This window comes from Pseudomonas sp. S2_A10 (genome assembly GCF_054668465.1).
Map to the genome: position 1 here is coordinate 5572954 of NZ_CP162773.1, position 11726 is coordinate 5584679.

The 11726-nt window shown below is 60.7% G+C and carries 10 protein-coding genes; all 10 read left to right on the forward strand.

Annotation, left to right across the window (positions count from 1 at the left end):
• The first annotated feature begins 25 nt into the window (after positions 1–25).
• The gene (gene aceA, locus AB4N41_RS24965) at positions 26–1351 is read left to right on the forward strand and encodes an isocitrate lyase (protein ID WP_016775277.1); all 1326 of its coding nucleotides are present in this window, start codon (positions 26–28) and stop codon (positions 1349–1351) included.
• 645 nt (positions 1352–1996) lie between these two features.
• Positions 1997–2410: an NADH-quinone oxidoreductase subunit A gene (locus AB4N41_RS24970; RefSeq protein ID WP_003223812.1), complete on the forward strand. Its 414-nt coding sequence runs from the start codon at positions 1997–1999 to the stop codon at positions 2408–2410.
• 10 nt (positions 2411–2420) lie between these two features.
• Entirely contained in the window at positions 2421–3095 is a 675-nt protein-coding gene (locus AB4N41_RS24975) for a NuoB/complex I 20 kDa subunit family protein (protein WP_016775278.1), read from the forward strand.
• Positions 3096–3164: 69 nt separating this feature from the next.
• Positions 3165–4949 (forward strand): NADH-quinone oxidoreductase subunit C/D, encoded by a 1785-nt coding sequence (nuoC, locus tag AB4N41_RS24980; protein ID WP_056788887.1) that lies wholly within the window; start codon positions 3165–3167, stop codon positions 4947–4949.
• 2 nt (positions 4950–4951) lie between these two features.
• Positions 4952–5449, forward strand: coding sequence for an NADH-quinone oxidoreductase subunit NuoE (gene nuoE / locus AB4N41_RS24985; RefSeq protein WP_003223804.1), 498 nt, complete (start codon positions 4952–4954; stop codon positions 5447–5449).
• Positions 5446–6801, forward strand: a complete 1356-nt coding sequence (gene nuoF, locus AB4N41_RS24990; protein ID WP_024013417.1) for an NADH-quinone oxidoreductase subunit NuoF — start codon at positions 5446–5448, stop codon at positions 6799–6801. Before nuoE ends, nuoF begins: the two co-directional genes overlap by 4 nt.
• A gap of 136 nt (positions 6802–6937) precedes the next feature.
• Positions 6938–9652: an NADH-quinone oxidoreductase subunit NuoG gene (gene nuoG, locus AB4N41_RS24995; protein ID WP_095182067.1), complete on the forward strand. Its 2715-nt coding sequence runs from the start codon at positions 6938–6940 to the stop codon at positions 9650–9652.
• Entirely contained in the window at positions 9649–10656 is a 1008-nt protein-coding gene (gene nuoH, locus AB4N41_RS25000; protein ID WP_039763316.1) for an NADH-quinone oxidoreductase subunit NuoH, read from the forward strand. The genes nuoG and nuoH overlap by 4 nt, the downstream gene beginning before the upstream one ends.
• Positions 10657–10667: 11 nt before the next feature.
• Positions 10668–11216 carry an NADH-quinone oxidoreductase subunit NuoI gene (gene nuoI, locus AB4N41_RS25005; protein ID WP_016775283.1) on the forward strand — a complete coding sequence of 183 codons (549 nt, stop codon included), beginning with the start codon at positions 10668–10670 and terminating at the stop codon, positions 11214–11216.
• 9 nt (positions 11217–11225) lie between these two features.
• The gene (gene nuoJ, locus AB4N41_RS25010) at positions 11226–11726 is read left to right on the forward strand and encodes an NADH-quinone oxidoreductase subunit J (protein ID WP_007951462.1); all 501 of its coding nucleotides are present in this window, start codon (positions 11226–11228) and stop codon (positions 11724–11726) included.

Consider the following 11726-nt stretch of genomic DNA (forward strand, 5'->3'; position numbering starts at 1 on the left):
AAAAGACGCGACGAGGTTTATCTCCATGGCACTGACACGCGAACAGCAAATTGCAGCCCTCGAAAAAGACTGGGCCGAGAACCCGCGCTGGAAAGGCGTGACTCGCACTTACTCCGCTGCCGACGTGGTCCGCCTGCGTGGCTCGGTTCAGCCTGAGCACACCTTCGCGAAGATGGGCGCCGAGAAGCTGTGGAACCTGGTTACCCAGGGTGCCAAGCCGTCCTTCCGTCCAGAGAAAGATTTCGTCAACTGCATGGGCGCCCTGACCGGCGGCCAGGCTGTTCAGCAGGTCAAGGCCGGTATCCAGGCGATCTACCTGTCCGGCTGGCAGGTGGCTGCGGACAACAACTCCGCCGAATCGATGTACCCGGATCAGTCACTGTACCCGGTTGACTCGGTACCGACCGTGGTCAAGCGCATCAACAACTCGTTCCGTCGTGCTGACCAGATCCAGTGGAAAGCCGGCAAGAACCCGGGCGATGACGGCTACATCGACTACTTCGCGCCAATCGTGGCCGACGCTGAAGCAGGCTTCGGCGGCGTACTCAACGCCTACGAGCTGATGAAGAGCATGATCGAAGCAGGCGCCGCCGGCGTTCACTTCGAAGACCAACTGGCTTCGGTGAAGAAATGCGGCCACATGGGCGGCAAGGTTCTGGTGCCAACCCAGGAAGCCGTACAGAAGCTGACCGCTGCCCGTCTGGCAGCTGACGTTGCCGGCACGCCGACCATCATTCTGGCCCGCACCGACGCCAACGCGGCTGACCTGCTGACTTCCGACTGCGACCCGTACGATCAGCCATTCGTGACCGGCGAGCGTACTCAGGAAGGTTTCTACAAGGTACGTGCCGGCCTGGATCAAGCGATCGCCCGTGGCCTGGCTTACGCACCGTACGCCGACCTGATCTGGTGCGAAACCGCCAAGCCGGATCTGGAAGAAGCCCGTCGCTTCGCTGAAGCGATCAAAAAGGAATACCCGGACCAGCTGCTGTCGTACAACTGCTCGCCTTCCTTCAACTGGAAGAAGAACCTGGACGACGCGACCATCGCCAAGTTCCAGCGCGAACTGTCCGCCATGGGCTACAAGCACCAGTTCATCACCCTGGCCGGCATTCACAACATGTGGCACAGCATGTTCAACCTGGCGCACGACTACGCCCGCAACGACATGACCGCCTACGTGAAGCTGCAAGAGCAGGAATTCGCTGACGCCGCCAAGGGTTACACCTTCGTTGCGCACCAGCAGGAAGTGGGCACTGGCTACTTCGACGACATGACCACCGTGATCCAGGGCGGCTCGTCCTCGGTGACCGCGCTGACCGGTTCGACCGAAGAAGAACAGTTCCACTGATTCGGCTTCACCTGAGCAAACGGCCTTTGCGGATCGAATAAAAAGCTAACCGCAGAGCCGCAAGACTGACGCCCCGACTGGATCGGGGCGTTTTTTTGCCTGTTGGAATCTCAAAGACACTACAAATCCCCTGTGGGAGCGAGCCTGCTCGCGAAGGCGATAAGTCAGCTTGCACATCTGGAGGCTGATCCACCGCTTTCGCGAGCAGGCTCGCTCCCACAGGGCTACCGTCAGCCGCGAGACGAAACATTGATCTGAACCGGTACAAGCGTCAGAAATTTCCGCTAAAACGGTAGGCTTCGCTACTTGCAGTAACGCGCAAGTAAGACAACTTCCCAGCCACTCACTCGTTAAACAGTTACAAAACCACGCCAAACGATATCAATTATCATTTAGCAGCAACTATGTTCGTTACAAAGCCTACAAAACATAATTGACGGAAACCCGGCTAATGCCCGCAACGCATGGGCCGCAGCGCCTTCAGGAGACGCTATGTCCTTAATCCGGTAAATAATTTCGCCTTTGGAATTTTACTTGCCGGGTGTTTAGCCATAAAATCAGCCCGATTGATTGCTGCGACATATCGTCACTGCCTTATTTCTTATCAAGCTCAGAGACCTTTGCTCTCTGTTAAGGATTACCAGCATGCCCGAAGCGACAGGACTCATGGCCCACAACTGGGGCTTTGCCATTTTCCTTCTGGGTGTCGTCGGCCTGTGTGCCTTCATGCTTGGCGTCTCCAGCCTCCTCGGGTCAAAAGCCTGGGGTCGCAGCAAAAACGAACCGTTCGAGTCGGGCATGCTACCTACCGGTGGCGCCCGCTTGCGGCTCTCAGCCAAATTCTATCTGGTCGCGATGCTGTTCGTGATCTTCGATATCGAAGCCCTCTTTCTCTTTGCATGGTCTGTGTCCGTCCGCGAAAGCGGCTGGACCGGATTCGTCGAAGCTCTCGTTTTCATAGCAATTCTGTTGGCAGGTCTTGTCTACCTGTTCCGAGTGGGCGCCCTTGACTGGGCTCCGGAAGCTCGTCGCAAGCGGCAGGCGAAGCTGAAACAATGAGGCTTTGGCAATGCAATACAATCTCACCAGGATCGACCCCGATGCTCCTAACGAGCAGTATCCGATTGGCCAGCGGGAAACCGTTGCCGATCCGTTAGAAGATCAAGTTCACAAAAACATTTTCATGGGCAAGCTGGAAGACGTGCTGAGTGGCGCGGTCAACTGGGGACGTAAGAACTCCCTGTGGCCGTACAACTTCGGCCTGTCGTGCTGCTACGTGGAAATGACCACCGCCTTCACGGCGCCCCACGACATCGCGCGCTTTGGCGCCGAAGTCATCCGGGCCTCGCCGCGTCAGGCCGACTTCATGGTTATCGCCGGTACCTGCTTCATCAAGATGGCGCCGATCATTCAGCGTCTCTACGAGCAAATGCTCGAACCGAAATGGGTTATCTCCATGGGTTCGTGCGCCAACTCCGGCGGCATGTACGACATCTACTCCGTGGTTCAAGGGGTGGACAAGTTCTTGCCCGTGGACGTCTACGTACCTGGCTGCCCGCCCCGTCCGGAAGCATTTCTGCAAGGCTTGATGCTGTTGCAGGAATCGATTGGACAGGAGCGTCGTCCGCTTTCCTGGGTCGTTGGTGATCAAGGCGTGTATCGCGCCGACATGCCATCGCAGAAGGAACAGCGCCGCGAACAGCGAATCGCAGTCACCAATCTGCGCAGCCCTGACGAAGTCTGATCCAGTTCTGTTCCAAGTAACGAGAAGCTGGCTTCATTCTTTACGTTGACCGAAAGCGAAAAAATAACCATGACTACAGGCAGTGCTCTGTACATCCCGCCTTACAAGGCAGACGACCAGGATGTGGTCGTCGAACTGAACAACCGTTTTGGCGCCGAAGCGTTCACCGCGCAGGCAACCCGCACCGGCATGCCGGTGCTGTGGGTGGCCCGTGCCAGACTGGTTGAAGTCCTGACTTTCCTGCGCAACCTGCCCAAGCCGTACGTCATGCTCTATGACCTGCACGGCGTGGACGAGCGTCTGCGCACCAAGCGTCAAGGGCTGCCGACCGGCGCCGATTTCACCGTGTTCTATCACCTCATGTCGCTGGAGCGTAATAGTGACGTGATGATCAAGGTGGCCTTGTCCGAAGGCGACCTCAGCATGCCTTCCGTCACCAGCATCTGGCCCAACGCCAACTGGTACGAGCGCGAAGTCTGGGACATGTTCGGCATCGACTTCAAAGGCCACCCGCACCTGTCGCGCATCATGATGCCGCCGACCTGGGAAGGTCACCCGCTGCGCAAGGACTTCCCGGCGCGCGCCACCGAATTCGATCCGTTCAGCCTCAACCTCGCCAAGCAGCAGCTCGAGGAAGAAGCCGCGCGTTTCCGTCCGGAAGACTGGGGCATGAAGCGTTCCGGTGCCAACGAGGACTACATGTTCCTCAACCTCGGCCCGAACCACCCTTCGGCGCACGGTGCGTTCCGCATCATCCTGCAGCTGGACGGTGAAGAGATCGTCGACTGCGTCCCGGACATCGGATACCACCACCGTGGCGCCGAGAAGATGGGCGAGCGTCAGTCCTGGCACAGCTACATTCCGTACACCGACCGTATCGACTACCTCGGCGGCGTGATGAACAACCTGCCGTACGTGCTCTCGGTCGAGAAGCTCGCCGGCATCAAAGTGCCGCAGAAGGTCGATGTCATCCGCATCATGATGGCCGAATTCTTCCGGATCACCAGCCACCTGCTGTTCCTCGGTACCTACATCCAGGACGTCGGCGCCATGACCCCGGTGTTCTTCACTTTCACCGACCGCCAGAAGGCGTACACGGTGATCGAGGCGATCACCGGTTTCCGTCTGCACCCGGCCTGGTACCGCATCGGTGGCGTCGCCCACGACCTGCCGCGCGGCTGGGAAAAACTGGTCAAGGATTTCGTCGAGTGGATGCCCAAGCGTCTGGACGAATACACCAAGGCCGCCCTGCAGAACAGCATCCTCAAGGGGCGTACTGTCGGCGTCGCTGCCTACAACACCAAAGAGGCCCTGGAATGGGGCGTCACCGGTGCCGGCCTGCGTTCGACCGGTTGCGATTTCGACCTGCGCAAAGCGCGTCCGTACTCGGGCTACGAGAACTTCGAATTCGAAGTGCCACTGGCCGTCAACGGCGATGCCTATGACCGCTGCATGGTCCGCGTCGAAGAGATGCGCCAGAGCATCAAGATCATCGATCAATGCATGCGCAACATGCCGGAAGGCCCGTACAAGGCGGATCACCCGCTGACCACGCCGCCGCCGAAAGAGCGCACGCTGCAGCACATCGAAACCCTGATCACGCACTTCCTGCAGGTTTCGTGGGGCCCGGTCATGCCGGCCAACGAATCCTTCCAGATGATCGAAGCGACCAAGGGCATCAACAGTTATTACCTGACGAGCGACGGCGGCACCATGAGCTACCGTACCCGGATCCGTACTCCGAGCTTCCCGCACCTGCAGCAGATCCCTTCGGTGATCAAAGGCAGCATGGTCGCGGACTTGATTGCGTACCTGGGTAGTATCGACTTCGTTATGGCCGACGTGGACCGCTAAGCATGAACAGCACGCTTATCCAGACAGACCGTTTCACCTTGAGTGAAACCGAGCGCTCGGCCATCGAGCACGAGCTGCATCACTACGAAGACCCGCGCGCGGCGTCGATCGAAGCCCTGAAGATCGTCCAGAAAGAACGCGGCTGGGTGCCGGATGGCGCCCTCTACGCGATCGGCGAGATCCTCGGCATCCCGGCCAGCGACGTTGAAGGCGTGGCGACGTTCTACAGCCAGATCTTCCGTCAGCCGGTCGGCCGCCACATCATTCGCGTCTGCGACAGCATGGTCTGCTACATCGGCGGCCACGAGTCGGTGGTCAGCGAAATCCAGAACAATCTGGGCATCGGCCTGGGTCAGACCACCGCCGACGGTCGTTTCACCCTGCTGCCTGTTTGCTGCCTCGGCAACTGCGACAAGGCACCGGCGCTGATGATCGACGACGACACCTTTGGCGACGTGCAGCCTGCTGGCGTGGCCAAACTGCTCGAGGGCTACGTATGACCCTGACATCTTTTGGTCCAGCCAACCGCATCCAGCGTTCGGCCGAGACACACCCGCTGACCTGGCGTCTGCGTGATGACGGCGAAGCCGTGTGGCTCGACGAGTACCAGGCCAAGAACGGTTACGCCGCTGCGCGCAAAGCCTTCGCCGAGATGGATCAGGACGCCATCGTCCAGACCGTCAAAGACGCCGGTCTCAAAGGCCGCGGCGGTGCCGGCTTCCCCACTGGTGTGAAGTGGGGCCTGATGCCCAAGGACGAATCCATCAACATCCGCTACCTGCTGTGCAACGCGGATGAAATGGAGCCGAACACCTGGAAAGACCGCATGCTGATGGAGCAACTGCCCCATCTGCTGATCGAAGGCATGCTGATCAGTGCCCGCGCGCTGAAAACCTACCGTGGCTACATCTTCCTGCGCGGCGAATACACCACCGCCGCCAAGCACCTCAACCGTGCCGTGGAAGAAGCCAAGGCGGCCGGCCTGCTGGGCAAGAACATTCTCGGTTCGGGTTTCGATTTCGAGCTGTTCGTCCACACCGGCGCCGGGCGTTACATCTGCGGTGAAGAAACCGCACTGATCAACTCCCTCGAAGGCCGCCGCGCCAACCCGCGCTCCAAGCCGCCCTTCCCTGCCGCCGTCGGCGTGTGGGGCAAGCCGACCTGTGTGAACAACGTCGAAACCCTGTGCAACGTGCCGGCGATCATTGCCGACGGCGTTGACTGGTACAAATCGTTGGCCCGCGAAGGTTCCGAAGACATGGGCACCAAGCTCATGGGCTTCTCCGGCAAGGTCAAGAACCCGGGCCTGTGGGAACTGCCATTCGGCGTCACCGGTCGTGAACTGTTCGAAGATTACGCCGGCGGCATGCGCGACGGCTTCAAGCTCAAGGCCTGGCAACCAGGGGGTGCCGGTACCGGTTTCCTCCTGCCGGAGCACCTCGACGCGCAAATGTACGCCGGCGGTATCGCCAAGGTCGGCACCCGGATGGGTACCGGTCTGGCGATGGCGGTGGACGACAGCGTCAACATGGTCTCGCTGCTGCGCAACATGGAGCAGTTCTTCGCTCGCGAATCCTGCGGTTTCTGCACCCCGTGCCGCGATGGTCTGCCATGGAGCGTCAAGCTCCTGATGGCCATCGAACAGGGCAAGGGCCAGCCGGGCGACATCGAGACCCTGCTGGGTCTGGTCGGTTTCCTCGGCCCGGGCAAGACCTTCTGTGCTCACGCACCGGGTGCCGTGGAGCCGCTGGGCAGCGCGATCAAATACTTCCGTCCAGAGTTCGAAGCCGGTATCGCGCCTGTCAGCGCCGCCGTCCCGCCTCTGGCAAGGCCGATCGTAGTCGGCGCGTAAACGCTTAAAAAGGCGAAGGGTCCGTGCCCTTCGCCTTTCGTCCGATGACGCCCTCCGGGGCTGTTTGGATTCGGACGCATAACAAGATTCCATTAGCCACGCCCGCTGACACCGGGCCAACGAAGACCTTTGAACCATGGCCACTATCCACGTAGACGGCAAAGCGCTCGAAGTCGACGGGGCAGACAACCTGTTACAGGCATGTCTGTCGCTGGGCCTCGACATTCCATATTTCTGCTGGCACCCCGCGCTTGGTAGCGTCGGGGCCTGCCGCCAGTGCGCGGTCAAGCAGTACACCGACGAGAACGACACCCGTGGTCGTATCGTCATGTCCTGCATGACCCCGGCCACCGACAACACCTGGATCTCCATCGACGATGAAGAATCCAAGGCGTTCCGCGCCAGTGTTGTCGAATGGCTGATGACCAACCACCCGCACGACTGCCCGGTGTGCGAGGAAGGGGGTCACTGCCACCTGCAAGACATGACAGTGATGACCGGCCACAACGAGCGCCGTTATCGCTTCAGCAAACGCACCCACCAGAACCAGCAACTCGGCCCGTTCATTTCCCACGAAATGAACCGCTGCATTGCTTGCTACCGCTGCGTGCGTTTCTACAAGGACTACGCCGGCGGTACCGACCTCGGTGTATTCGGCGCCCACGACAACGTGTACTTCGGTCGCGTTGAAGACGGCACCCTCGAGAGCGAGTTCTCCGGCAACCTCACCGAGGTCTGCCCGACCGGCGTGTTCACCGACAAGACTCACTCCGAGCGCTACAACCGCAAGTGGGACATGCAGTTCGCCCCGAGCATCTGCCATGGCTGCTCGAGCGGTTGCAACATCTCCCCGGGCGAGCGTTACGGTGAACTGCGTCGCATCGAAAACCGTTTCAACGGTTCGGTGAACCAGTACTTCCTCTGCGACCGTGGCCGTTTCGGTTATGGCTACGTCAACCGCACCGACCGTCCACGTCAGCCGCTGCTGGCCGACGGCACCAAGCTCGGCCTCGACGCTGCGCTGGACAAAGCCGCCGACCTGCTGCGCGGACGCAACATCGTTGGTATCGGTTCGCCGCGTGCCAGCCTTGAGAGCAACTACGCGTTGCGCGAACTGGTCGGTGCCGAGCACTTCTATTCGGGTATCGAAGCCTCCGAACTGGAGCGCATTCGTCTGGTCCTGCAGGTGCTGAACGACAGCCCGCTGCCAGTGCCGAACATGCGCGACATCGAAGACCACGACGCGATCTTCGTCCTCGGCGAAGACCTGACCCAGACCGCCGCGCGTATGGCGCTGGCTCTGCGTCAGTCGGTCAAGGGCAAGGCTGAAGACATGGCCGAAGCCATGCGCGTACAGCCTTGGCTCGACGCGGCGGTGAAGAACATCGGCCAGCACGCGCTGAACCCGCTGTTTATCGCCAGCCTCGCCGAAACCAAACTCGACGACGTTGCCGAAGAATGCGTACACGCAGCTCCGGATGATCTGGCGCGCATCGGTTTCGCCGTGGCTCACGCGCTGGATGCCAGCGCGCCGGCCGTTGAAGGTCTGGACACCGAAGCCCTGGAACTGGCGCAGCGCATCGCCGATGCCCTGCTCGCCGCCAAGCGTCCGCTGATCATCGCCGGTACTTCGCTGGGCTCCAAAGCCTTGATCGAAGCCGCCGCGAACATCGCCAAAGCCCTGAAGCTGCGCGAGAAGAACGGTTCGATCAGCCTGATCGTGCCGGAGGCCAACAGCCTCGGCCTGGCCATGCTCGGTGGCGAGTCGGTCGACGACGCGCTGCAAGCGGTCATCGATGGCAAGGCCGACGCGATCGTCGTGCTGGAAAACGATCTGTACACCCGCACTGCCAACGCCAAGGTCGATGCCGCATTGAACGCCGCGAAAGTGGTGATCGTCGCCGACCATCAGAAAACCGCCACCACCGATCGCGCGCACCTGGTTCTGCCAGCAGCGAGCTTCGCCGAGGGCGACGGTACGCTGGTCAGCCAGGAAGGCCGCGCCCAGCGCTTCTTCCAGGTTTTCGATCCGCAATACATGGACGCGAGCATTCTGGTGCACGAAGGCTGGCGCTGGCTGCACGCCCTGCGCGCGACCCTGCTGAACCAGCCGATCGACTGGACGCAACTCGACCACGTCACCGCTGCCGTTGCCTCGAGCACCGCGCAACTGGCGCGCATCGTTGATGCTGCACCGTCGGCTGCTTTCCGCATCAAGGGTCTGAAACTGGCCCGTGAGCCGCTGCGTTACTCCGGTCGCACCGCAATGCGCGCCGACATCAGCGTTCACGAACCACGCACTCCGCAAGACCAGGACACCGCGTTCGCTTTCTCCATGGAAGGTTACTCGGGCTCCGCCGAACCGCGTCAACAAGTGCCATTCGCCTGGTCGCCGGGCTGGAACTCGCCACAAGCCTGGAACAAGTTCCAGGACGAAGTCGGTGGTCATCTGCGCGCTGGCGACCCGGGCACACGCCTGATCGAAAGCACTGGCGACTCGCTGAACTGGTTCGCTGCTGCGCCGCGCGCATTCAATCCGGCGCCGGGCACCTGGCAGGCCGTGCCGTTCTACCACCTGTTCGGCAGCGAAGAAAATTCTTCGAAAGCCGCGCCGGTGCAAGAGCGCATTCCGGCTCCGTACGTGGCTCTGGCGAAATCCGAAGCGGATCGCCTCGGCGTCAACGACGGTGCCCTGCTGAGCCTGAACGTGGCCGGCCAGACATTGCGTCTGCCGCTGCGCATCAATGAAGAACTGGGCGCCGGTCTGGTGGCATTGCCTGCGGGCATCGCCGGCATTCCACCGGCATTCGCCGGCGTATCCGTCGACGGTCTGCAGGAGGCAGCGCAATGACCTGGTTCACCCCTGAAGTGATCGATGTGATCCTGACGGTCATCAAAGCCATCGTGATCCTGCTGGCCGTGGTGGTCGCGGGCGCCTTGCTCAGCTTTGTCGAACGTCGCCTGCTGGGCTGGTGGCAGGACCGTTACGGTCCGAACCGCGTTGGCCCGTTCGGCATGTTCCAGATCGCCGCCGACATGCTGAAGATGTTCTTCAAGGAAGACTGGACCCCGCCGTTTGCCGACAAGGTGATCTTCACCTTGGCACCGGTGGTGGCCATGTCCGCCCTGCTGATCGCCTTCGCGATCATCCCGATCACCCCGACCTGGGGCGTGGCGGATCTGAACATCGGCCTGCTGTTCTTCTTCGCCATGGCCGGTCTGTCGGTGTATGCGGTGCTGTTCGCCGGCTGGTCGAGCAACAACAAGTTCGCCCTGCTCGGCAGCTTGCGTGCCTCGGCGCAGACCGTGTCCTACGAAGTGTTCATGGGCCTGGCCCTGATGGGCATCGTGGTGCAGGTCGGCTCGTTCAACATGCGCGACATCGTCGAATACCAGGCGCAGAACCTGTGGTTCATCATTCCGCAGTTCTTCGGCTTCTGTACCTTCTTCATCGCTGGCGTCGCCGTGACTCACCGTCACCCGTTCGACCAGCCGGAAGCGGAACAGGAACTGGCCGACGGTTACCACATTGAATACGCCGGTATGAAATGGGGCATGTTCTTCGTCGGTGAATACATCGGCATCATCCTGATCTCGGCGCTGCTGGTCACCCTGTTCTTCGGTGGCTGGCACGGTCCGTTCGGCATCCTGCCGCAACTGTCCTTCGTCTGGTTCGCACTGAAGACCGCGTTCTTCATCATGCTGTTCATCCTGCTGCGCGCTTCCATCCCGCGTCCGCGTTATGACCAGGTGATGGATTTCAGCTGGAAATTCTGCCTGCCACTGACCCTGATCAATTTGCTGGTGACCGCTGCGGTTGTGTTGTTGAACACGCCTGCGGTTGCGGTTCAGTGAGGATTTGACCCATGTTCAAATATATTGGCGACATCGTTAAGGGTACCGGTACCCAGTTGCGCAGCCTGGTCATGGTCTTCGGCCATGGCTTTCGCAAACGCGACACCCTGCAATACCCCGAAGAGCAGGTCTATCTGCCGCCGCGCTACCGTGGCCGCATCGTCCTGACCCGCGACCCCGATGGCGAAGAACGCTGCGTAGCCTGCAACCTGTGCGCCGTGGCCTGCCCGGTGGGTTGCATCTCGCTGCAGAAAGCTGAAACCGAAGACGGTCGCTGGTACCCGGACTTCTTCCGGATCAACTTCTCGCGCTGCATTTTCTGCGGTCTCTGCGAGGAAGCCTGCCCGACCACCGCGATCCAGCTGACCCCGGATTTCGAGATGGCCGAGTTCAAACGTCAGGACCTGGTGTACGAGAAAGAAGATCTGCTGATCTCCGGCCCCGGCAAAAACCCTGATTACAACTTCTATCGTGTTGCAGGTATGGCAATCGCTGGCAAGCCGAAAGGCGCTGCGCAGAACGAAGCCGAACCGATCAACGTGAAGAGCTTGCTGCCTTAAGGAAGAACGATGGAATTCGCTTTCTATTTCGCATCGGGTATTGCTGTGGTGTCCACGCTGCGTGTGGTCACCAACACCAACCCTGTGCACGCCCTGCTCTACCTGATCATCTCGTTGATTGCCGTGGCCATGACATTCTTCGCCCTCGGCGCGCCGTTCGCCGGTGTGCTGGAAGTGATCGCCTACGCCGGTGCCATCATGGTGCTGTTCGTGTTCGTGGTGATGATGCTCAACCTGGGTCCCGCCTCGGTGCAGCAGGAACGCACCTGGCTCAAGCCCGGCATCTGGGCAGGACCGGTGATCCTCGCCGCGCTGCTGCTGGCCGAACTGCTGTATGTGCTGTTCGCTCACCAGAGCGGCCAGGCCATCGGCCACACCACCGTAGACGCGAAAGCCGTGGGCATCAGCCTGTTCGGCCCGTACCTGCTGGTGGTCGAACTCGCCTCGATGCTGCTGCTCGCCGCAGCCGTCACGGCGTTCCATTTGGGCCGTAACGAGGCGAAGGAGTAA